This is a genomic window from Allopusillimonas ginsengisoli (assembly GCF_004153455.1).
Taxonomy (GTDB): Bacteria; Pseudomonadota; Gammaproteobacteria; order Burkholderiales; family Burkholderiaceae_B; genus Allopusillimonas; species Allopusillimonas ginsengisoli.
In genome coordinates this window covers 28,417-51,471 of sequence record NZ_SDQE01000015.1, presented here as the reverse complement: position 1 = coordinate 51,471, position 23,055 = coordinate 28,417, and the positions used below count along the sequence as shown (strand labels likewise).

Genomic DNA, 23,055 nt, shown 5'->3' with positions numbered 1-23,055 from the left:
GCTCCGGCATACCAGGCGATACACGGGCAATCAACACCCGGATCCTCGCCAGTCAGAACAACTCATCGCCGATGCGCTTGCCGCTGTCGGGATCGAACCAATGCAATGCGTGCTGGCCATCGGTGCCAATCTGCACTGCCTCGCCTATTGCCAGCGGATCGTCTTTGGTCAGGCCGATCGGGCTGCGCAGCACGATGGGTGTATCGCCGTGCCGCCCGTGTATCAATTGCTCAGAGCCCAGGATTTCGATCATTTCGATTTGAACGGGTATCCCCTGTGCGTGCAACTTGATGTGCTCTGGGCGCATTCCCATGATGACCTTGCGATTGGCGAGCATCGCCGGTACAAGTGCAGGATCAAACGCCAGCACGGCTCCATTTTCATCACAGACGCGGCACTGGTCATCAATCTGGACCGGAATCAGATTCATGGGCGGCGAACCAATGAAGCTCGCCACGAAAATGGAAGCGGGTTTCTCGAATACCTCGACGGGCGTGCCTATTTGTTCCGGAATGCCTTTGTTCATCACCACCATGCGCTGAGCCAGCGTCATGGCTTCGACCTGGTCGTGCGTGACGTAAAGGCTGGTGGTGCCCAGACGCCGATGCAGCTTCTGGATTTCAAGACGCATCTGTACGCGTAGTTTTGCATCCAGGTTGGACAAGGGTTCGTCGAACAGAAACACCTTGGGGTCGCGCACGATGGCCCGTCCCATGGCGACGCGTTGGCGCTGGCCGCCCGATAGCTGACCCGGCCGACGATCCAGCAAATGCGTGAGTTCGAGGATGCGTGCGGCATCCTGCACCTTTTCACGGATTTGCGTCTTGGTGAATTTGCGTATTTTCAGGCCATAAGCCATGTTGTCGAATACGCTCATGTGGGGATACAAGGCATAGTTCTGAAAGACCATGGCGATGTCCCGCTCGGCCGGTTCCAGGGTGTTGACGACCTTGCCGTCTATCGCGATGTCGCCACCGGTGATGCCTTCCAGCCCGGCGACCATGCGCATCAGCGTGGATTTTCCACAGCCTGACGGGCCCACAATGACGATGAACTCTCCATCGGAGACTTCCATATTGATGCCGTGTATAACGGGGACACCATTCGAGTATGTCTTGGTTACGTTGCGAAAACTGAGCGTTGCCATGATGGGATTCCAGATTCTGTTCGGTGTCGTCCAGCGTTGAGGAAGCAGGGCGTTTTTATTTTTCGGCGTCCACAAGGCCTTTGACGAACCATTTTTGCATGAAGACGACCACTGCCACGGGTGGAATCATGGCAAGCAATGCGGTCGCCATCACCAGGTTCCATTCCGTGACGCTATCGCCGCCCGCGATCATGCGCTTGATGCCAATCACTACGGGATACATGTTTTCCTGAGTGGTAATAATCAGCGGCCACAGGTATTGATTCCATCCGTAGATGAATTGAATGACGAATAGCGCTGCAATACTGGTGCGTGACAGCGGCAGCAGAACATCCCAAAAGAACCGCATGGGCCCCGCGCCGTCGATGCGGGCGGCCTCGATGAGCTCATCGGGTATGGTCAGGAAAAACTGGCGAAAGAGAAAGGTGGCCGTTGCCGACGCGATAAGTGGCAGTGTGAGGCCGGCGTAACTGTTGAGCATGCCCAGATCGGCGACGACTTTATAGGTTGGGGCAATGCGTACTTCGACCGGCAGCATCAGGGTGACAAAAATCATCCAGAAAAAGAACATGCGAAAGCGAAAGCGGAAATAGACCACCGCAAACGCGGACAGCATTGAAATGGTGATTTTGCCGATGGCGATGACCAGCGCCATGACCGTGCTGATCCACATCATGCGCGCAACCGGCGGCGTGTTGGCGGCGCCGCCGGCCAGCACGGTCCAGTAGTTCTCCAGGAAGTGCGAGCCGGGCAGCAAGGACATCGGCGCGCGAGCCACTTCTTGGGCTGTCTGTGTGGAGGCCACGAAGGTGACATAAATTGGAAAGGCGATAATTGCCACCCCGATCAGCAGAATGATATGGGTGACAACATCCAGTACGGGGCGGCGTTCGATCATGTCGGCGTGAGCGTAATAGCGGATAGTGGACGCGGAGCGTCAGTAATTGACCTTGCGGTCTATATAGCGGAATTGGACGATAGTCAGCGCTATCACGATAAGCATCAGTATCACCGACTGCGCGGCCGATGAACCAAGATCCAGGCCCTTGAATCCTGTGTTGTAGACGTTGTAGACGAGAATCGATGTGCTGGAGCCTGGCCCGCCCTGCGTGATGATGTCAATAATGGCGAACGTGTCGAAGAACGCGTAGATGACATTGATGATGAGCAGGAAGAACGTTGTTGGGGACAGCAAAGGGAATACGATGGTCCAGAAACGCCGCACGGGGCTGGCGCCGTCGATGGCGGCTGCTTCAATCAGCGAGCGGGGAATGGACTGCAGCCCTGCGAGAAAAAACAGGAAGTTATAGGAGATCTGTTTCCAGACGGAGGCCAGCACCACCAGCGTCATGGCGTCGTTGCCATTCAGGCGAGGGTTCCAGCCTATGTTCAGCTTGGTGAGAAATACGGCGAGAATCCCGACGGATGGCGAAAACAGAAATAGCCAGAGTACGCCAGCGACTGCGGTGGCTACAGCGTAGGGCCAGATCAGCAGTGTTTTGTAGACCCCCGCACCCTTGATGACGCGGTCTGCCATCACGGCAAGCAGGAGGGAAATGGCCAGGCCCGCGCCTGCCACGAGCAGAGAGAACAGGGCGGTTATCTTGAAGGAATTGATGTATTCGTCGCTGGAAAAAAGCTCGGCGAAGTTGGAGAACCCCACGAACTGCGAGGACAGCCCGAAAGGATCCTCCAGACGGAACGATTGCCACATGGCCTGCCCGGCGGGCAGGAAGAAGAACACTACCGTAATGGCCAGCTGCGGCAGAAGCAGCAGATAGGGAAGTGTCTTGTGTGTAAAGACGACGCGTTTTTCCATGTGGCGATTTTAATACACTGTGTTACTTGACGCTTTTCTCGAACCGTTCGAGCAGTTCGTTTCCGCGCTTATTCATATTGGCCACGCCTTGCTCCGCGGTTTCCTTGCCGGAGAAGATGCTTTCCATTTCTCCTTCCTCGATTTCGCGGATCTGGGGCAGGTAGCCAAGACGGATGCCGCGCGAGTTTTCGGTCGTGGTGGCATCCAGCTGCTTGACGGGGATGTCGGTGCCAGGGTTTTTCTCGTAAAAGCCTGATTCCTTGGTGACTTCGTAGCCCGCTTTAGTCACAGGGACGTAACCGGTAGCCTGGTGCCACTGGGCTGCCTTTTCGGGGCTGGACAAAAACTTGAAGAACTTGGTCACGCCCTTGTAGACTTCGGGCGACTTTTTGCTGAACACCCACAGCGAGGCGCCACCGATGATGGAGTTCTGGGGCGCCCCTTTGACGTCGTCGTAGTACGGCAGGAACGAGGTGCCGAAGTCGAAGTTGCCGGTCTTGATGATATTGGCACGGTTGCCGCTGGAGCCGGTAAACATGCCGCATTTGCCCGAGGTGAACAAGGCATTGGGCGCGTCGCCCCGGCCGCCATAGGTAAAGGTGCCTTCCTTGGACATCTTGGCCAGATTGGTCAGGTGGCGTACGAACAGCGGGTTGTCGAGTTCCAGGCGCGCTTCGGGGCCATCAAACCCGTTGTTCTGCGATGCGTAAGGAATGTTATGCCAGGCGGCAAAGGTTTCCAGTTGAATCCAGGACGGCCAGGAGGTGGTGTAACCGCACTCCATGCCCGCTGCGCGCAGCTTCTTGCCCGCTTCTTCGACTTCTTGCCAGGTTTTGGGTGGGTTTTCGGTATCAAGTCCTGCCTTCTTGAAGGCATCCTTGTTGTAGTAAAACACCGGTGTGGAGCTGTTGAAAGGCATGGAAATCAGCTTGCCTTCGCTGGACGAGTAGTAACCCGCCACGGCACCCAGGAAGTCATCGGGGTTGATGGGATCGCCAGCCTTTTCGGACATTTCCTGGACAGGCATGATGGCGCCTTTGGCATGCATCATCGTGGCGGTGCCAACCTCGAATACCTGGAGCACATCCGGCGCATTGCCGGCACGAAATGCCGCGATACCGGCATTCATGGACTCGCCGTACGAGCCTTTGTAAATCGCATGCACAACGTAGTCGGACTGGCTTTTATTGAAATCATCGACCAGCTCATTGACGCGCTCTCCGAGCGCGCCCTGCATGGAGTGCCAGAAATTGATGTCGGTGGCCGCATGCGCTGTTCCCATGCTGGCGATCACGCCGGCAAGCGACAACGCAAAAAGTTTTGTTCGCATAGATATTCTCCTGGTAAGGGCCCTGCCTGTGCGACATGGCGGGCCACATTTTGAAGTTTATGACTCGTATGTGACACGGCGGTGACTGTAACGACAATCCCTGGGCCCGGTCAATCAAAACATTGAACCGCAAGCAGTTATCTTGGCACTCCCCTTACAATAGCGCTATTCATTTATTACAAACGAATCATTACAGATCCCATGTCTAAAGAACTCAAGCTCGCATTCATTGGTGGCGGCAATATGGCGAGCGCCCTGGCGGCCGGTCTTATCGGCAAGCGCTGCGGTGCGCACGATGTGCATATCATCGATCCCAACGAACAGGTACGTGGCCAGTGGACAGCGCAGGGGGCTACGGCCGCTGCGCAGGCCGATCAAACGCTGAGCGGGCAGCATGTGTGGATTTTTGCAGTCAAGCCACAATATCTGAAGCAGGCAGTGGAAAGCTGCCGCCCCTATCTGGCTGTCGACACGCTGGTTATCAGTGTCGCGGCCGGCATCTCCACGGGCACGCTCGCGCAATGGTTGGGCACCGCAGATCAGCCCTGGACCCGGCTGATACGCTGTATGCCCAATACCCCCGCTTTGATTGGCGCGGGGGCAACAGGGTTGCTTGCGCTGGACGGCGTCTCCGAAGACGACCGCGCCATTGCACAGCAGATGCTGCGCGCGGTGGGGGAGGTGGTCTGGGTGGATGACGACGCCGGGATTGATGCCGTGACCGCACTCTCGGGCAGTGGGCCGGCTTACGTCTTTCTGTTTCTGGAGTCCCTGATCCAGGGCGGCGTGGAGCAGGGGCTGGCGCCAGACGTGGCGCGCAAACTGGCGCTGGCGACGGTTACAGGCGCCACCCAGCTTGCCGGCCTGTCGTCCGAAGATCTCGTGACGCTACGTGAACGCGTGACCTCAAAAGGGGGTACTACCGCCGCTGCGCTTGACGTCTTCAATCAAGAGGGCTTTGGCGCCATTGTCCGGCAAGCCATGAAGGCTGCCCGCGAACGCGCCGCCGAGCTGTCGACCGAGTTTTCAGGATAAACGGAACTCCCGGCGCCTGTGCTGCGATGTCGCTGTGCCGGCTGCTGGCTGCCAGTTTTGACATAAGGCGAATCTGAACAAAAAAAATTAAACTGTCGTAAGGGCTTATCCGTAGTGACAGGGGCGTTACATATCGTCAGAATACGCTTGCCGTTTCAGGCGGAAGCTAACAACATGGCTTGCCGTATTCGATACGCGGGCCCGTAACATGGGCGTGCATTACGGCAAGCTCAACAGGAGATCTACGGGCATGAGGTTCATCAAGAAAATATCGCCTTTGCTTTTGGCGCTGGGCGCAGCAGCGATAGTCGGCAATGTTTATGCCGCCGACAACATCAAAATCGGCATTCCACAACCCATGACCGGGCCCGCAACCCAGTACGGCGATCAGATCCAGGCTGGCGCGCTTACGGCCATTGATGCGATTAACGCAGCAGGCGGCGTCAAGGGCCGCAAGCTTCAACCACTGCTTATCGACGACGGCTGCGAGCCCAAGCAGGCCGTCCCAGCTGCCAACCGCGTCATCAACGAGGGCGCCAAGTTTGCGGTGGCCCACGCGTGTTCGGGCACCACTGTGCCGGCAGTCAACGTCTATGAGCAAGAAGGCATCGTCGCGATCACCCCGGGCGCCACCTCGCCGCTGGTTACCGACACCATCAAGCCGCATTTCTTTTTCCGCACGATAGGCCGCGACGACCAGCAAGGGCCCTTTGCGGCAGACTATATCCTGAAGCAACTCAAGCCCAAGTCGATTGCCATTCTGCATGACAAGCAAACCTATGGATCGGGTGTCGCAAATCAGGTTCGAGACAATCTTACGAAGGCCGGCGCGAATATCGCATTGTTCGAGGGCATCAACGTTGGCGACAGTGATTATTCCGCTGTGATCACCAAGCTGAAGTCGCAGGATCCAGATCTTATCTATTTTGGCGGCTATCATGCCGAACTCGGCTTATTGCTGCGCCAGGCGCGCGAGCAAGGCTTGAAGACGCAATTCATGGGCCCTGAAGGCGTTGCCAACAAAGACCTCGTGGCCATTGCCGGACCGGCTGTCGAAGGGCTGCTGGTCACACTGCCGGCAGACTTTACCAAGCTGCCCAGCAACAAGGACGTGCTGGAACACTTCACCACTTACAAGCGCAGCCCGGATGGGGCGTTTACCTTTCCGGCCTATGCCGCCGTGCAGATACTGGCCGACAGTATCAATGCCGTCGGCGATGACCCCGAGAAAGTCGCCGATTACATGCACAGCAATACCTTTGATACGGCAATCGGCAAGGTCGAGTACGACGAAAAGGGCGATCTGAAGCACTTTGAGTTTGCGGTCTTCAAGTGGGATGGCCAGGGCAATCTTGAACAGATGAAGTTCTAGTATTGGCAAGCCGCCCCGGCCGGTCGGCCGGGGCGGGTGTATCATTCTCCCGCGCCTGCCACAGTGCATTCGCCAGGCTGCCTACCGGAATATCTGTTTTATGTCTGAACTCATCCCCCAGCTCACGCAACAATTGTTCAATGGGCTGTCACTCGGCGCCATCTATGCGCTGATCGCCATCGGCTATACGATGGTCTATGGCATCATCGGCATGATCAACTTTGCCCATGGCGAGATCTATATGATCGGCGCTTATGTGGGCCTTGTCACATTGTCCGCCATCGGCGTGAACAGCGGCCTGCCATTGCCGTTCATCATTCTTGCAATGATTGCTGTTGCGGTATTTGTGACCGCGGTCTATGGCTACGCCATCGAAAAAGTGGCCTACGCGCCGCTACGCGGCGGCCCGCGTCTTGTGCCGCTGATTTCGGCCATTGGCATGTCGATTTTCCTGCAGAACTGGGTAGCCATCGGTCAGGGCGCGCGCGACATGGCGGTACCTGCCCTGGTGACGGGCTCGGTCCAGTTTCAGCTCGGCAGTGAATTTGTCATCACAGCGCCGTATTCGCGCATCATGATTATCGTGGTCACCGTCTTGCTGATGATCGCTTTGTCGCTCTTCATCAAGTATTCCCGCATCGGCCGCGCTTCGCGCGCCTGCTCGCAAGATCTGCGGATGGCCAACCTGCTGGGCATAGACACGAATCGCATCATCTCCTTCACCTTCGTGATCGGCGCAATGCTCGCCGCCGTGGGAGGTGTGCTGATCGCGCTGGCCATAGGCAAGCTCAATCCCTTCATCGGTTTTCTGGCAGGCATCAAGGCCTTTACGGCCGCCGTGCTGGGCGGTATAGGCAGCATACCGGGCGCCATGCTGGGCGGTGTACTGCTGGGGCTGGCGGAAACCTTTGCCGCCGCATATATATCCTCCCAGTATAAGGATATTGTCGCCTTCGGACTGCTGGTATTTATTTTGCTCTTCCGGCCCACGGGGCTGCTGGGCAAACCCGAAGTGGAAAAAGTGTAATGGTCAAGAATTTCAAGAATGCGTTTTTCGCGGCCATTATGGCCGGCATTATTATTGCGCCCATTTTTGGCGTCAATATTGTGCGCGCCGGGATGCAGAGCACCTTGCAGCCTGAGTGGCGCACATTGTTTTCAGGAATGGGCATTGTCTTTGTCTTCCAATGGTTGATCCGGCCCGCGCTGGCCAAATTTTTCGGGCGCAAAATCACCAGGCGCGCTTTGCCGGTCATGTCCGAAACGGTGCGCCGCGGGCTGATTGTCCTGATGATTGCGATCGCGCTGATCTGGCCGATGTTTACAGGCCGGGCCCAGGTGGATATCGCAACACTGGTTCTGATTTACATCATGCTCGGCCTGGGCCTGAACATTGTCGTTGGTTTCGCAGGGCTGCTGGATCTGGGTTTCGTCGGCTTTTACGCCGTGGGCGCATATACGTATGCTTTGCTTTACCACTGGGCCGGCTGGGGGTTCTGGCAGGCATTGCCGCTCGCTGGCGCGATGTCTGCGCTTTTCGGCTTCGTGCTGGGCTTTCCGGTGTTGCGCTTGCGGGGCGACTATCTCGCCATTGTCACGCTGGGGTTCGGCGAAATTATCCGCCTGCTGCTCATCAACCTGTATAGCTTTACCGGAGGGCCCGACGGCATTTCGGGTATTCCCAAGCCATCGGTTTTCGGTTTTCCCATGTTGCGCCGCGCACCGGAGGGTGTCACGACGTTTCATGAGCTGGTCGGCTGGACCTACAGCACCCAGGATGTCATCGTGTTCCTGTACCTGATGGCGCTGTGTCTTGCATTGATTACCTTGTTTGTATCGAACCGTGTGATACGCATGCCTATCGGTCGCGCCTGGGAAGCATTGCGAGAAGATGAGATTGCCTGCCGGTCACTTGGCCTCAATCCCACGCGCATCAAGCTTTCGGCATTCACCATGGGCGCGATGTTTGCGGGCTTTGGCGGCGCGTTCTTTGCCGCGCGCCAGGGCCTGGTCAATCCGGAGTCCTTTACCTTTATCGAATCGGCGTTGATCCTGGCCATTGTGGTGCTTGGTGGCATGGGTTCGCAGGTGGGTGTCATTCTCGCGGCCATTGTGCTCACCGTGGTACCCGAAGTGGCGCGAGAGTTTGCCGAATACCGGATGCTGATATTCGGCTTGGTGATGGTGTTGATGATGATGTGGCGGCCACAAGGCCTGCTGCCGGTCAAGCGCCCGCATGTGGAGCTCAAGACATGAGCGTCGTTCAGGACATCAGCGTTGATCAGAGCATGGATACAAATACAAACACGGGCAGCACGCTACTCGAGGTAGCGGGGCTGACCATGCGGTTCGGGGGGCTGTTGGCGGTTGACCAGGTCGCTTTTAATGTAAAAAGCGACGAGGTTTTCGCGATTATTGGTCCGAACGGGGCAGGCAAGACCACCGTGTTCAACTGTGTGGGCGGATTCTACAAACCCACCACGGGCACCATCCTCATGGATGGCAAGAACATCACCGGCTTGCCCAGCCATAAGGTGGCCCTGCAGGGACTGGTGCGCACCTTTCAGAATGTGCGGCTCTTCAAGCATCTCACCGTGCTTGAGAATCTGCTGGTTGCGCAGCATGCACAGATGGAGACCAGTTTGCTCCGAGGGTTGCTCAAGTTGCCTGGCTATCGCGCCTCCGAGCGCGATGCGCAGCGTAGAGCGGTGGAATGGCTCGATTTCATGGGCATACGCGCTTATGCAAACCGCGAGGCCGGCAATTTGGCGTATGGGCACCAGCGCCGTCTTGAAATCGCGCGCTGCATGATTACCAAGCCGCGGCTTTTAATGCTGGATGAACCCGCCGCGGGCCTGAATCCTCAGGAAAAACGCGAGCTCCAGCAGTTGATCGATCAACTGCGCAGGGAATTCGACGTTGCGGTGCTGCTGATCGAACACGACATGAGCTTGGTGATGGGCGTATCAGACCGCATCATGGTCATGGAGCAGGGCAAGCCCATCATGACAGGGCTGCCGGCCGAAGTACGCACAGACCCACGCGTCATCAAAGCTTATCTGGGGGAAGAGTAGTGCTAAAGCTGGAGAATGTGCACACGTACTACGGCGCGATCCAGGCGTTGGATGGCGTGTCGGTCGAGGTCCATCAAGGCGAGATTGTTACGCTGATCGGCGCCAATGGCGCCGGCAAAACAACGCTGCTGATGACGGTATGCGGCACGCCGCGTGCCAGCAGCGGCACGGTGAGCTTTCTGGGCGAAGACATTACGCAATGCGATACCCATACCATCATGCGTCGTGGCATCGCCATTTCCCCGGAAGGAAGGCGCGTGTTCCCGGACCTTACCGTCACGGAAAATCTGCAAATGGGTGGTTTCTTTCTCAAGAAGGCAGACATTGCCGCAGGTCTGGATCACGTTTTCGAATTGTTTCCACGCTTGAAGGAAAGGGCGGCGCAGCGGGCCGGAACCATGTCGGGCGGTGAGCAGCAGATGCTGGCCATTGGCCGAGCGTTAATGACCCGGCCCAAATTGCTGCTGCTCGACGAACCTACGCTGGGGCTGGCGCCACTGATCATCGCCCAGATTTTCGATATCATCCGCACCATACGCGACGAAGGCGTCACCGTTTTCCTGGTCGAACAGAACGCCAGCAAAGCGCTCCAGGTTGCCGACCGGGGTTATGTGCTCGAAACCGGCAAGGTCGTGCTTGCCGACACCGGCGCCAACTTGCTGGTCAATGACGAGGTGCGCAAGGCTTATCTTGGCGGTTAACTGGCTCAGGCAATGCCCTGGGCCTTGAGGGCTGCCTGCACACCCGGATCGGCCTCCATTCGCTCGTAAAAAGCGTGGAGGTTTTTCAGGTGAGATATCTTTATTTCCTTGGCCTTGGCCCAGCGCATCAGTGTGTACAGGTAAGGGTCCACAATGCTGCGTGAGCCAGTAACCCAGTCTTTGCCATCCAGTTGCTTATCGACAACCTCAAAGAGCGCGACGATTTTTGCGCTGGCGTTGGCGATCAGCTCCGCCTGGGCTTTTTCGTCGGTAACCAGGCCTTGCGCTCCAAAGATATTGCCGAACGTGCGATGGATGTCGGCATTGCAGATGCCCAGCCAGCGGCGCATTTCTGCCCGGTCTCGCGGGTTGTCCGGTATCAGCGCCGACTGTGGGTTGAGTTCGGCCAGGTATTCCAGGATGGCTGCGCTCTGGGTAAGGGTAAAGTCGCCGTCGGTCAGTACAGGCACGGCCCCGATCGGGTTCATGGCCAGGTAAGGCGGCTGCTTGATTTCGTCGCGGCTCACTTGTTGTGTTTCGTAAGGCTTGCCTATCCACTCGAGCGCAATATGAGAAGCCAGAGGGCAGGCGCCCGGAAAAAAGTAGAGTTTCATTCGTCGATCTCCTGTTGCCAAGTATGATTAAGCTCGCAAGTGCTGGGCAAGAAAGGCTTCCATTCGCTCATAGAACTCGAACTTGTTCTCGTCGTTGTGAAAACCATGGCCCTCGTTGTCTTTGACCATGTATTCCACTTCGACGCCGCGCGCACGCAAGGCGGCCACCATCTGGTCGCTTTCGTTCTTGTTGACACGCGGGTCATGGGCGCCTTGGGCAATGAACAACGGGGTGCGTATCCTGTCGGCATTGAGGGCGGGCGAGGTGGCCTCCAGGCGCTCGCGATCCGTTTCTGGATTACCCACCATGCTGTGCATCTTGGTCAACATGGGTTTCCAGTAAGGGGGAATCGTGCTCATGAAGGTAAGCAGGTTCGAAACGCCAACATAGTCAACAGCCGCTGCGTAGAGGTCTGGCGTACCCACGATACCCGCCAGCGTGGCATACCCGCCGTAACTGCCGCCATAAATGGCAATGCGGGCGGGGTCGGCAATGCCTTGCTCCACCAGCCAGTGCACGCCATCGGTAATGTCGTCCTGCATCCGCAGCCCCCATTGCCCGAAGCTGGCTTCCCAGAAACTGCGCCCGTAGCCTGTCGACCCGCGGTAATTCATTTGCAGCACGCAATAGCCGCGATTGGCCAGGAACTGGGCCTCGGGATTGAAGCCCCAGCTGTCTCTGACCCACGGTCCGCCATGCGGGTTGACGACGCAGGGAAGGTCGCGCGCTTCTTTGCCCACCGGCAAAGTCAGATAGCCGTGTATGGTCAGCCCGTCGCGCGAGGTGTACAGGATGGGCTTGACGACAGCCATATCCGTTTCGGGCAAGGCGGGATTGATGTCGCCCAGTTTGTCGAGCGTGTTCGCCTGCGCATCATAGATATAACGGCTGCCTGGCGTACGGTCGTTGTAGGCGGCAACGATAAATTTGTTTTCGTCGCGCGTGGCGCTTTGCAGTGCAACCTCGTAGCCCGAGAGTTTTTCTGAAAGACGGGTATGGCGAAGCGCCGTGACTTCGTCGAAAAAATGGTACTTGGGCTTGTCTGTCTGGTAAACGGCGGCTGTCAGCACATGGCGCAATCGCGAATAGGCGGCGCCGTTCAGATCGTAGCCGGCCACCTCGAAGACCATCTGCTCGTCGTCGGGCCTGGAAGGATCGATAATGACAAGTGCGAGACAATCGCGCCCCCGATTGCTCAGCGCGTAAAGACGGCGGTTGTCAAAGGTGAAAAACTGCGGGCTGACGGTGGTGCGAAAATCGGTGTTGATGATGGGGCGGAACGCGTCTTCTTCGCTGTCCCGATACAGCAGCACACTGTCCAGGCCATCGCTGGCGATGGCGGCGCGCACCAGGCCATGGTGGTCGGTTTGCCAGCCGACAATGTTGCCCGGGTTCTCGGCGACCAGTTCAAGGTCCCCGCTATGAATATTCGCGCGGTATACATCAAAGACTTCCGGATTGCGGCCATTGTGGCTGATGAGGATGTGGTCGGAATCATCTTCGAGATCGTCTTCGATGCCCGCCCGTACACCGGGAAAGGGCGTCAGGTCGCTGACATCGCCACGCTCGATGTTCACGGCCAGCACATGGAAGTTTTCATCACCGTTGAAGTCCTTTTCGTAGATGATGGTATCCGACCCCTTCCAGAAAAACTGCGCGATATCGCGTTCTGTTTCAGATGTAAGCCGGCGGGCCTCGCCAACGGGCGTGCTGCCTTGCAGGGATTGAACGAATATATTCATGCGCGCTGGCTGACCGTCTATGCTGACCGGTTCCATGAAACCCAGCGAGGCGCCATTGTCCGAGATTCGGAAGAAAGCGCGTTGAGGGTTGCGGAAAAAATCCTGTACGGCGTATTGGCGTGGCGACATTTTGTGCGAATCCTGTGTTGCATGGCACGCGGGGAGCATTTGAGTCCCGCGTGAATCCCGTTACTATATCGGATCGTTGCGCAAGCTGTGCGCTTATCCTTTTTCGAGGCTATGTTATGTCCGACCGCGTGCAAGTCGTGTTCCTGGATCGCGAAACCATTTCTCCGAATACCGTGCTGCGTCCCCTGAATTTCGACCATGATCTGAGCGTTTATGGGCGCACGGCCGCCAGCGAGGTCAAGCAGCGCATCGCCAACGCAGACATTGTGATCACGAACAAGGTACGCCTGGAACGCGATGCCATCATCGCGGCGCCCAGGCTCAAGCTTGTTGCCATGGCGGCAACAGGCACTGATAACGTGGACCTGCAGGCCTGTAAAGAAAAGAATATTGTCGTTTCCAATATTCGGGGTTATGCGCAGCACACATTGCCCGAACATACTTTTGCGCTCATTTTTGCGCTGCGACGCAGCATTGTCGCGTATCGCGAGTCCGTCAAGGCTGGGCGCTGGCACGAAGCGCAGCAGTTCTGCTATTTCGATTATCCCATCAAGGATCTGGCCGGCTCGACGCTGGGCATCATCGGAGAAGGCGCCCTGGGCCAGGCCGTCGCTGCGATCGGGCGGGCGCTGGGCATGCGCATACAGTTTGCGTCGCGCAAGGGCGGGGCTCGGCAGGGCAGCCTTTATACACCGTTCGAGCAGATGCTGGAAGAAAGCGACATCATTACCCTGCATTGTCCGCTGAACGCGCAGACGCGAGGACTGATCGGCGCGCCGGAGTTCGCGCGCATGAAACGCAAGCCCTTGCTTATCAACACGGCGCGGGGCGGTCTGGTTGACGAAGCTGCGCTGGCCGAGGCATTGCACACTGGGCAAATAGGTGGTGCGGGTTTTGACGTCACCTCGCCGGAACCGCCACCGAATGACCATCTTTTGGTCCAGTTGCTGGAACTGCCAAATTTCATTCTTACCCCGCACGTGGCCTGGGCCAGCGAAGAGGCTATCCAGGCACTTGCCGACCAGCTGATCGACAATATAGAAGCCTTTCACAACGGCGCACCGCGCAATGTCGTGGGGAACTAAGATGCGTGTCGTGATTGCGCCGGATTCATTCAAGGAAAGTCTCAGCGCCGCCGAGGTGGCACAGGCGATTGCGCAGGGAGTACGAGATGTGATTCCGGATGCCGATATTGTTTGTGTTCCCATGGCAGACGGCGGCGAAGGATCGCTGGATGCCGTGCTGGCCGCAACCGGCGGGCAGCGACGTACCGCATCTGTTCTCGACGCCAACGGCCAACCCTGCGAAGCGAGCTGGGGCTGGCTGGGAGACGGCAAGGCATTCATTGAAATGGCGGCAGCTGCAGGGCTGGAGCGAATTCCCGTGTCGGAGCGCAAACCGCTGCAAGCCTCCAGCTACGGCGTAGGACAATTGATACGCGAAGCGCTTGACGCGGGAGCAAACCAGATCGTGCTTGGGCTCGGCGGCAGCGCCACCAACGACGCAGGCGCGGGCCTGCTGCAGGCGCTGGGCGCCCGCCTGCTGGATGCGCAAGGTCATGAGCTTCCGGCAGGTGGCCTTGCGCTCTCCAAGCTGGACAGCATACAGCTCGACGATCTCGACCCCAGGCTAGGGGACGCATGTTTTGAGATTGCCGTCGATGTGGATAATCCCTTGTGTGGACCGCGGGGCGCCTCTGCGATCTTTGGTCCGCAAAAAGGCGCCAGCGAGCAGGATGTGCAGGCGCTGGACAAAGCGCTGGCGCACTTTGCCGATGTATGCGCCCGTCATAACGGAAATGATCAGCGCAATGAGCCAGGGATGGGTGCGGCGGGTGGCTTGGGGTTTGCCGTCAAATCATTCTTTCAGGCGCGATTCCGGCCTGGCGTGGAACTGGTCGCTGAGCTATCTGGATTGGATGCGGCGCTGCGGGATGCGCAATGGGTCTTTACAGGAGAAGGGCGTATGGATGCCCAGACCCTGCTGGGAAAGACGCCAGTCGGTGTAGCCCGCTACGCGAAGCGCCGGAACATCCCGGTGGTGGCGATTGTCGGTGCATTGGGTGAAGGCTACGAAGCTGTCTACGAGGCTGGCATCACGGCTGCCTTCAGCCTGGTATCAGGCCCGCTTGCGCTGGAGCAGGCCTGTTCACAAGCTGCCGGTTTTTTGCGTCAGCGGGCGGGCGACTGCACACGGCTTATGCTCGCGGGCACACGGTTGCCGGCGTCCGATGCCGAGCGCCCCGCTTGAACTCCGTCATTCCACACTGTACATCTTCATTTCGGCCTTGAGATAATCGACCAGTGTGCGTACCGCGCGGGGCACATAGATGCTGTATGGCCGGATTGCATAAATGGCATCCCCGAACGCGCCGACAGGCGTCCATTGGGTTAGCAGAGGCGTCAGGCGGCCCGCCTTGATGTCATCCACCGCTGAAAAGTCCGGCAAAAGAGCGATACCTTGCCCATCCAGCGCGACTTGCCGCAAGGCTTCGCTGTTGTTGGCGCTGAAATTGCCGCTGATCGGGACACTGTGCCGTTCCCGTGGACGCCGCAAGGGCGTAAAGCTCCAGGCGGGTGCACCCCCGGCGCGTAGATAGTACAGGCAGTTGTGCCGTGACAGGTCGTCGGGGTGCCGTGGCGTGCCATGGGCTTGAAGGTAGTCGGGCGCAGCCGTCAGGATGCTGCTGCTGGTACACAATAGCCAGGCGACATGCGTTTCGGGCACCGTACTGGCATGGCGAATGGCCAGGTCGAAACCCTCTTGGGCAAGTGAACTCAAGTGATCGAAGAGTTCGATTTCTATGCGCACCTGGGGATGAGCTTTCAGAAAAGGAGCCATCAGTGGCAGGATGCGCTGCCTGCCCAAAGCTACCGGCGCAGTGACGCGCACCACGCCACGCGCATGTTCAGACAGATCGCGAACGCTGTCGAAGCCTTGCTCAATCTGTTCAAAGCCCTGCCGGGTGCCGCTGACCAGCGCACGGCCGGCTTCTGTCAGGCGCACGCTGCGCGTGGTGCGCTGCACCAGCGTAATGCCTGAGGCTTGTTCCAGTTCTGTAATGCGCAAACTGACGGCCGCCTTGCTGACACCCAGGCGTTTGGCCGCCGCGGTATAGCTGCCGGCATCGTCAAGCATGCCCAGCCAGTAGATATGCGACCAAAGCAGTTCTTTTTTGTAGTCATTCATCTCGAGAGATTTTCCGCAACGGAGACAGGTGCAACATTGAAAACATCTATTGTTTAGTTTATTAAACAATATTTCAAGCGAAACGGCATTGTGAGGTCTCCGCAAGCTGCCTATACTTTTCGCTATATTCCCCTACATTCAAACAAGGAGTGGCAATGAAAGACCAGAATCCGGCAGATGGCACACTCGCCGCACAAGCGCCTTACACCGACACCAGCGATGTCGGCAATTACATCAATGGCAAGGTGAGCGTGAGCACCGACGGACGCCGGCAGGATGTCTATAACCCTTCGCTGGGGAAGGTCGCGCGCCAACTGGTGCTGTCAACCGCTCAGGATGTCGATGCTGCGGTGGCATCAGCCCGTGCCGCTGCACCTGGCTGGGCCAACACCACGCCCTTGCGACGGGCACGCGTACTGAACAAGTTTCTGCGTTTGATGGAAGACCATGTCGACGAGCTGGCTGCGATGATCACTGCTGAGCACGGCAAGGTGTTTACGGATGCCCAGGGCGAAGTGGCGCGCGGCATTGATGTGATCGAGTTTGCCTGCGGGATTCCCCAATTGCTCAAGGGAGACTACACCGAGCAGGTCTCCAATGGCATCGACAACTGGACCATGCGTCAGCCATTGGGCGTGGTCGCGGGTGTTACGCCTTTCAATTTTCCCTGCATGGTGCCGTGCTGGATGTTTCCGGTTGCATTGGCCGCCGGCAACGCCTTTATTCTAAAGCCCAGCGAGCGCGACCCCAGTGTCTCGCTGTTGATGGCCCGGCTGCTCAAGGAAGCAGGCTTGCCCGATGGTGTTTTCAATGTTGTCCAGGGCGACAAGGTCGTGGTGGATGCGTTGCTTGAACATCCCGATGTTGCGGCAATCAGCTTTGTTGGCTCCACGCCGATCGCTCAGTATATCTACGAGCGTGGCGCTCATTTCGGCAAGCGCGTGCAGGCGCTTGGCGGGGCAAAGAATCACATGATCATCATGCCGGATGCTGATATTGAGCGTACCGTCGATGCCCTGGTCGGCGCCGCGTACGGCTCGGCGGGCGAGCGGTGCATGGCGATATCGGTGGCGGTCCTGGTGGGTTCGGCAGGCGAAAAAATCCTGCCCGCGCTCAAGGCGCGCGCGGCGTCGCTCAAGATCAAGGACGGCATGCATCTGGATGCCGAGATGGGGCCGGTCGTCACGCGCGAGGCACTGCAGCGCATCGAAGGCTATATACAGACGGGCGTGGAGCAGGGTGCAGACCTGCTGGTCGATGGTCGCCAGCTGAAAATCGAAGGTCACGAAGAAGGGTTTTATATCGGGGGAACGCTGTTTGACAACGTCACACCCGACATGCGCATTTACAAAGAAGAGATCTTTGGCCCCGTATTGGCCTGCGTGCATGTGGACGACCTCGGTGCGGCGGTTGACCTGATCAACGCGCACGAGTTTGCAAATGGTGTTTCGTGCTTTACCAGCGATGGGCACACGGCGCGCGAGTTCGCGCGACGTATCCAGGTTGGCATGGTCGGCGTCAACGTACCCATTCCCGTACCGATGGCGTGGCATGGCTTCGGTGGCTGGAAACGCAGCCTGTTCGGCGATATGCATGCGTATGGTGAAGAGGGTGTACGGTTTTATACCAAGCAGAAATCGGTTATGCAGCGCTGGCCCGAGGACATCAGCAAGGGCAACGCGTTTGTCATGCCTACGATGTAATGGCATGGATGGCGGCCGGACTATTCGGCTGCCACGCGGGCCAGTTGATGAGCGCGGTCGGTTTCTTCCGTCTCCGGTTCGGCATGGAGTGCGGTCTTGCTGCGGGCAGACATAAAGGCCAGCAGCAGCGCAAGGAAAAAGCCGGCACCCATCAAGGCATTTGCCCATGGCAAAGCCTGCGTCCAGTCTGGCTGTGCATGCAACACCAGGCCAATAATCGCAATGCCCACCAGCACACCCGTCTGACGATTGGCATTAAGGGCTGCGGCGGCGATGTTCGCATAAGCCTGTCCAGCCAGGCCCATCATGGTTGTTGTCATGGCTGGCACTGACATCCCAACGCCCAGGTACGAGACGCAAGTCAAGATAGCCAGCGGCAGATAGTCCAGATCGCCACCCAGAATGACGAGTACGCAGGACATCGACGTGGACACCGACAGACCGGCCAGCAGGGTGACGCGTGCCGAGTAGCGATTGCTGATGCGCGCAGACAATAGGCTCGACAGCGTGATCGCAACCATGAGAGGCAACAGGCCCAGCCCAGTGTGCCAGGCGTTCATATGCAATGCCTGTTGCAGATATAAACTCACAAGAAAGAACTGGCCATAGCCAGCCAGATTCAACAGCAGCCCGATGCCGTTGGTGGAAATAAAGCCGGCTGTGCGTCGCAACGCGACGGGGATCACAGGTGTTGCAGCTCTATTTTCGTGCCAGAGAAAACCTGCACTGCCGGCCAGCGCCACGCTGGCAGCGAAGAGGGTAGGCCTTGATAGCCAACCCGAATGACCGCCATTGATCAGGACAAAGGCTGTCCCGCTCAATGCCAGAACAGCCATCAGATGGCCCATCAGGCTGCGGGGCTGCTTGCCTGTGGGCGAGGCGTCAATGTGGCGCAACGTCAGCCATATGCCCAGTATTCCCATCGGTAGATTTACCCAGAAAATGCTGCGCCAGCCCAGATGGGCGACCAGCGCGCCGCCCACGAAAGGGCCTATGGCACCCGCGGCGGCCACCGTTGCGGCCCAAATACTGAGGGCTCTCGTACGTAATTTTTCGTCCTGATAGGCCTGAGCCAACAGGCTCAGCGACGCGGGCATGAAAAGCGCCGCGCCTACGCCTTGAAGCAGGCGGGCGACCACCAGTTGAGCGGTAGTGGCTGCCAGTCCACAGGAGACAGACGCTATGATGAAAATCATAAGCCCGCTCAGGTACAACCGCCGCGCACCATAGCGGTTCGCCAAGCCTCCGCCGGCAAGCAATAGCGCAGCAAAAGTCAGCGTGTAGCCATCGACTACCCACATTAAGCCCGTCAGGCCCATGGCCAGGCCGGACTGGATATGCGTGGCGGCAACGTTCACGATGGTGACATCCAGCAAGGCCATCACAAATCCCATGGCAACCGCCATCAGAGGGCCGGCCGTCAGCCTTTCTGGCCTGTGCAACGATGAAGGGCTGCACGCGCGTGATCCAGATTCAGCCATCTTTCCCGTTGTCGGGGTTCGATTCAATTCTTTCTTCATGATGCGGTCCGGTTGATGCGGTGATGATGGAAAACAGATACCATCGTATTGCGCTGCAGCGCTTCAAAAAAGCCGAGAATATGCGGCGCACCAATGCAAAAATGCATCACGAACAAGGTCATTCACATGGATTGGGACAACACCCGCATATTCCTGGCGATTTATCGGCAAGGCACGCTTCGGGGGGCTGCCGCTGCGCTCTGCATAGACCAGGCCACGGTGGGCCGGCGCTTGGCGAGCCTGGAAAAATCCCTTCAGGCCAGACTCTTCCTGCGCACGCCATCCGGTTATGTGCCGACACCCGCCGGCGAGCTGGCATTCCAGGCCGCTGAGCGCATGGAGGCCGCAGCGCTGCAATTGCAGCGGCAGATGCAAGGCATTGACGAACAGTTGTCAGGCACCGTTCGGGTGGCGTGCACTGATACGACCAGCCGTTACGCATTGATGGACGCCATACAGCAGGTACACCTCCAACACCCTGATATCCGCGTGGTGTTGAGCGTTTCTACCCAATTGAGCAGCTTGACCCGCCGCGATGCCGATATCGCCGTCAGACCGGTGCGGCCTGAGGACCCCGACCTGATCACTCGCCATCTGGGTCGCCTTCAAGTGGGCGTCTATGCATCTCGTACCTATCTGGCGCAGCGCGGCCAGCCAGAGCGCGGCACAGCGCTGGCCGGGCATGATGTGGTGATCTATCAACGCAATATCATGCGGCGCCCGCAGTTTGCACTCGGTGACGAGTCCCTGGCCAACGCACGCGTTGTACTTGAAGTCAATTCAGGCATGGTGCTATTGCACGCACTGCAGTCTGGCCTGGGATTGGGCGAGGCCATAACGATACTGGCGGACCAGTGCCCAGATCTTGTACGTATCTGGCCCAATATCGCCGAGCATTACGATATGTGGCTGGTGCTTCACAGCGATCTGAACCGGACGGCCCGGGTGCGGGCCGTGGCCGACGCGATCATCGCGGTATTTGGACGTCTGTCGGGCACGGGAACTTGACGCATGTGGACCGGTGTGGTGCCGTTCGGCCCCCCGCACAGCACACGGCGACTTGAGGCGGCTATATAAAGTAGTACAGTAATACTATCCGCATTTTCCCGCATCGAGAACTCCACATGAATCGTCCTTTACGCTTGGCAATCAATGGTTATGGCCGCATCGGCCGCTGTGTTCTTCGCGCGCTGCACGAGGCGCCGGACAGGCGCGGGCTGGAGGTTGTCGCCATCAACGAGCCCGCGGCAGATATCGATACGATGTCCTATCTTACGCAGTTTGATTCCACGCACGGCGTGTTTCCAGGGGTAGTCGAAAAAGGGCAGGGAACGCTCATCGTCAATGGCGCGTCGATCCAGGTCAGTCATGCCGCCACGCCTCAAGCGGTGAACTGGCGCGATCTGGATATTGATTTGTTGCTGGAATGCTCCGGCCGTTTCAGTTCGCGGGCGCAATTGGAGACTTTTCTGGACGCTGGGTGCGAGCGGGTACTGGTGTCTCAGCCTGGCAATAGCGCACGGGATGTGGATTACACCGTTGTGCATGGCATCAATGACGGCGGCCTGACAGGCAAGGAGCGCATCGTTTCCAACGCCTCTTGCACCACCAATGCCATTGTGCCGGTGTTGCATGAGCTGCAGCAGGCCTTTGGCGTCGATCATGCTTTTCTCACGACATTGCACTCGGTCATGAACGACCAGCCCATGATAGATGGCTATCATCATTCAGATCTGCGCCGCACACGTTCAGCCATGCAATCCATCATCCCTGTCGCCACCGGCCTGGCCCAGGGTGTGGAGCGCCTGTTGCCAGCGTTGACAGGCAAGGTTCAGGCAAAAGCGATACGGGTGCCCATCCTGAATGTCTCGGCGATTGATCTGATGGTCAAGCTCGGGCGGGATGTCACGGTCGAGGAACTGAACGCCTTGATGAAAAAAGCGACGTGCCGTTATCCGGGCCTGATCGCCTATTCCAATCACCCGCACGCCTCCGTTGACTTCAATCACAATCCGCACTCGGCCATCATTGATGGCAGCCAGACTCGCAGCAATGGCGACGGATTCGCCAATCTGTTCATCTGGTTCGACAACGAGTGGGGATTTGCCAACCGCATGCTGGATGTGGCCTGTATGTGGGCCGAACGTATCCAGTCCGCGCCTGTGCCGCAGGCGAAGCAGGCTGGTCAGGCCCTTGTTTAACGCACAAATCCGATAGCAGGAGAAACACTATGGCGGATAACCGCATCGAAACCGACTCCATGGGGGAGATCGACGTTCCGGCAAAGCATTATTGGGGTGCGCAAACGCAGCGTTCCATCCAGAATTTCCCGATCGGCGTCAGCCGTTTTCAGTGGCAGCCTCCTGTTATTGCGGCGCTGGGTATTCTGAAGAAAGCGGCAGCCCAGGCAAACGCCGAACTTGATCAGCTCCCCGGCGAGATTGCCGACCTGATCGTCTGGGCGGCGGACGAGGTGATCGAAGGCAAGCTGAACGATGAGTTTCCGCTCGTGGTATTCCAGACGGGGTCGGGCACCCAGTCCAATATGAATGCCAACGAAGTCATCTCCAATCGCGCCATTGAGCTGGCAGGCGGCGTCAAGGGCAGCAAGAAACCTGTGCATCCCAACGATCACGTTAATCGTGGACAGTCTTCCAATGATACGTTTCCAACCGCCATGCACATTGCGGTTGCGCGGCTGCTGGCAGACAAATTCTTTCCCTCTGTCGGCCAACTGCGCAACACGCTCGAGGCCAAGTCTCGGGAATACGCCGACGTAGTCAAAACCGGCCGCACCCATCTACAGGATGCCACGCCGATCACGCTAGGCCAGGAAATCGGCGCCTGGGTCGCGCAAATCGATTTCGCGCTTGACGCCGTCCAGGCCGATCTGCCGGGGATTTACGATCTCGCTATCGGTGGTACGGCCGTTGGCACAGGTCTGAATGCGCATCCGAAGTTCGGTGAAACGGCAGCCAGATACATCGCCGAGATCACTGGGTTGCCGTTCCGCAGTGCGGAGAACAAGTTTTTTGCGCTCTCGGCCCACGATGCCCTGGTCAACCTGTCTGCGTCGTTGCGCACGCTGGCAGGCGCGCTGATGAAAATGGCAAATGATGTCCGCTGGCTGGCCAGCGGTCCGCGCTGCGGTATTGGTGAGCTTGTCATTCCCGACAATGAGCCGGGCTCGTCCATCATGCCTGGCAAGGTCAATCCTACGCAGTGCGAAGCCATGACCATGGTGTGCGCGCAAGTTTTCGGCAATGATGCGACGGTGGCGTTTGCCGGCAGCCAGGGAAATTTCCAGCTCAATGTGTACAAGCCAGTCATGGTGCACAACGTACTGGAAAGCATCGAACTGCTCAGCGACGCCTGCCTGGCCTTCAATGATCATTGCGCTGTCGGCATCGCGCCCAACCGCGAGGTCATTCAGTCCAATCTGGACAAGAATCTGATGCTGGTTACTGCGCTGAATCGGCACATTGGCTACGACAAGGCAGCGGCTATCGCCAAAAAAGCCCAAAAAGAGAAAACCACGCTACGCGCGGCAGCGCTGGCGCTGGGCTATCTGACTGACGAGCAGTATGACGCCTGGATCAATCCCATCGACATGACGCATCCCAGCGAATAGGTCTCCAGGGTGAAGTCCGGGCGTGCCTGCCCGGGCCGCCGGGAGGGT

The 23,055-nt window shown here is 58.1% G+C and carries 20 protein-coding genes; 12 read left to right on the top strand and 8 right to left on the bottom strand.

Annotation, left to right across the window (positions count from 1 at the left end; translation table 11 throughout):
• Positions 1-52: 52 nt before the first annotated feature.
• From ERE07_RS19355 to ugpB, 4 genes are read right to left on the bottom strand one after another with little or no spacing between them, the layout of a single operon-like run.
• Entirely contained in the window at positions 53-1,147 is a 1,095-nt protein-coding gene (locus ERE07_RS19355; protein ID WP_130010685.1) for a sn-glycerol-3-phosphate import ATP-binding protein UgpC, read from the bottom strand.
• 55 nt (positions 1,148-1,202) lie between these two features.
• Positions 1,203-2,045 carry a sn-glycerol-3-phosphate ABC transporter permease UgpE gene (gene ugpE / locus ERE07_RS19350; RefSeq protein ID WP_130010684.1) on the bottom strand — a complete coding sequence of 281 codons (843 nt, stop codon included), beginning with the start codon at positions 2,043-2,045 and terminating at the stop codon, positions 1,203-1,205.
• A gap of 39 nt (positions 2,046-2,084) precedes the next feature.
• The gene (gene ugpA, locus ERE07_RS19345) at positions 2,085-2,966 is read right to left on the bottom strand and encodes a sn-glycerol-3-phosphate ABC transporter permease UgpA (protein WP_130010683.1); all 882 of its coding nucleotides are present in this window, start codon (positions 2,964-2,966) and stop codon (positions 2,085-2,087) included.
• 22 nt (positions 2,967-2,988) lie between these two features.
• Positions 2,989-4,296 carry a sn-glycerol-3-phosphate ABC transporter substrate-binding protein UgpB gene (ugpB, locus tag ERE07_RS19340; RefSeq protein WP_130010682.1) on the bottom strand — a complete coding sequence of 436 codons (1,308 nt, stop codon included), beginning with the start codon at positions 4,294-4,296 and terminating at the stop codon, positions 2,989-2,991.
• Between the two features lie 201 nt (positions 4,297-4,497).
• On the opposite strand from ugpB, the gene proC reads away from it, so the two are divergent.
• The 6 genes from proC to ERE07_RS19310 all read left to right on the top strand — a co-directional run bounded on the left by proC (position 4,498) and on the right by ERE07_RS19310 (position 10,478).
• A complete protein-coding gene (proC, locus tag ERE07_RS19335) occupies positions 4,498-5,331 on the top strand; it encodes a pyrroline-5-carboxylate reductase (RefSeq protein WP_130010681.1) in 834 nt (277 codons plus the stop codon).
• A 250-nt stretch (positions 5,332-5,581) separates the two neighbouring features.
• Complete coding sequence (locus ERE07_RS19330) at positions 5,582-6,703, top strand: high-affinity branched-chain amino acid ABC transporter substrate-binding protein (RefSeq protein WP_130010680.1); 1,122 nt, start codon at positions 5,582-5,584, stop codon at positions 6,701-6,703.
• A gap of 100 nt (positions 6,704-6,803) precedes the next feature.
• The gene (gene livH, locus ERE07_RS19325; protein ID WP_130010679.1) at positions 6,804-7,730 is read left to right on the top strand and encodes a high-affinity branched-chain amino acid ABC transporter permease LivH; all 927 of its coding nucleotides are present in this window, start codon (positions 6,804-6,806) and stop codon (positions 7,728-7,730) included.
• Positions 7,730-8,959, top strand: a complete 1,230-nt coding sequence (livM, locus tag ERE07_RS19320; protein ID WP_130010678.1) for a high-affinity branched-chain amino acid ABC transporter permease LivM — start codon at positions 7,730-7,732, stop codon at positions 8,957-8,959. Before livH ends, livM begins: the two co-directional genes overlap by 1 nt.
• Before the next feature lie 32 nt (positions 8,960-8,991).
• The gene (livG, locus tag ERE07_RS19315) at positions 8,992-9,777 is read left to right on the top strand and encodes a high-affinity branched-chain amino acid ABC transporter ATP-binding protein LivG (RefSeq protein WP_130010719.1); all 786 of its coding nucleotides are present in this window, start codon (positions 8,992-8,994) and stop codon (positions 9,775-9,777) included.
• Positions 9,777-10,478: an ABC transporter ATP-binding protein gene (locus ERE07_RS19310; protein ID WP_130010677.1), complete on the top strand. Its 702-nt coding sequence runs from the start codon at positions 9,777-9,779 to the stop codon at positions 10,476-10,478. The genes livG and ERE07_RS19310 overlap by 1 nt, the downstream gene beginning before the upstream one ends.
• Positions 10,479-10,483: 5 nt before the next feature.
• Here the strand turns inward: ERE07_RS19310 and ERE07_RS19305 are convergent, their stop codons facing one another.
• Together ERE07_RS19305 and ERE07_RS19300 are read right to left on the bottom strand one after the other, a co-directional pair.
• Positions 10,484-11,092, bottom strand: a complete 609-nt coding sequence (locus ERE07_RS19305; RefSeq protein ID WP_130010676.1) for a glutathione S-transferase family protein — start codon at positions 11,090-11,092, stop codon at positions 10,484-10,486.
• 27 nt (positions 11,093-11,119) lie between these two features.
• Positions 11,120-12,964, bottom strand: coding sequence for an alpha/beta hydrolase family protein (locus tag ERE07_RS19300; RefSeq protein ID WP_130010675.1), 1,845 nt, complete (start codon positions 12,962-12,964; stop codon positions 11,120-11,122).
• 116 nt (positions 12,965-13,080) lie between these two features.
• On the opposite strand from ERE07_RS19300, the gene ERE07_RS19295 reads away from it, so the two are divergent.
• Both ERE07_RS19295 and ERE07_RS19290 read left to right on the top strand, forming a co-directional pair.
• Complete coding sequence (locus ERE07_RS19295; RefSeq protein WP_209021192.1) at positions 13,081-14,049, top strand: D-2-hydroxyacid dehydrogenase; 969 nt, start codon at positions 13,081-13,083, stop codon at positions 14,047-14,049.
• A 1-nt stretch (position 14,050) separates the two neighbouring features.
• On the top strand, positions 14,051-15,214 hold the full coding sequence (locus tag ERE07_RS19290) for a glycerate kinase (RefSeq protein WP_130010674.1): 1,164 nt from the start codon (positions 14,051-14,053) through the stop codon (positions 15,212-15,214).
• Between the two features lie 6 nt (positions 15,215-15,220).
• Here ERE07_RS19290 and ERE07_RS19285 read toward each other — a convergent pair whose 3' ends face one another.
• Positions 15,221-16,153 (bottom strand): LysR family transcriptional regulator, encoded by a 933-nt coding sequence (locus ERE07_RS19285; RefSeq protein WP_130010673.1) that lies wholly within the window; start codon positions 16,151-16,153, stop codon positions 15,221-15,223.
• 155 nt (positions 16,154-16,308) lie between these two features.
• Between ERE07_RS19285 and ERE07_RS19280 the strand changes: the two genes are divergently transcribed.
• Positions 16,309-17,856, top strand: a complete 1,548-nt coding sequence (locus ERE07_RS19280; RefSeq protein WP_130010672.1) for a CoA-acylating methylmalonate-semialdehyde dehydrogenase — start codon at positions 16,309-16,311, stop codon at positions 17,854-17,856.
• A gap of 20 nt (positions 17,857-17,876) precedes the next feature.
• Here the strand turns inward: ERE07_RS19280 and ERE07_RS19275 are convergent, their stop codons facing one another.
• The gene (locus tag ERE07_RS19275; protein WP_130010671.1) at positions 17,877-19,376 is read right to left on the bottom strand and encodes an MFS transporter; all 1,500 of its coding nucleotides are present in this window, start codon (positions 19,374-19,376) and stop codon (positions 17,877-17,879) included.
• A 126-nt stretch (positions 19,377-19,502) separates the two neighbouring features.
• Between ERE07_RS19275 and ERE07_RS19270 the strand changes: the two genes are divergently transcribed.
• The 3 genes from ERE07_RS19270 to fumC all read left to right on the top strand — a co-directional run bounded on the left by ERE07_RS19270 (position 19,503) and on the right by fumC (position 23,007).
• On the top strand, positions 19,503-20,384 hold the full coding sequence (locus tag ERE07_RS19270; RefSeq protein ID WP_130010717.1) for a LysR family transcriptional regulator: 882 nt from the start codon (positions 19,503-19,505) through the stop codon (positions 20,382-20,384).
• A gap of 116 nt (positions 20,385-20,500) precedes the next feature.
• Positions 20,501-21,577, top strand: coding sequence for a type I glyceraldehyde-3-phosphate dehydrogenase (locus ERE07_RS19265; RefSeq protein WP_130010670.1), 1,077 nt, complete (start codon positions 20,501-20,503; stop codon positions 21,575-21,577).
• Between the two features lie 29 nt (positions 21,578-21,606).
• Positions 21,607-23,007, top strand: coding sequence for a class II fumarate hydratase (fumC, locus tag ERE07_RS19260; RefSeq protein WP_130010669.1), 1,401 nt, complete (start codon positions 21,607-21,609; stop codon positions 23,005-23,007).
• The last annotated feature ends 48 nt before the right edge of the window (positions 23,008-23,055 follow it).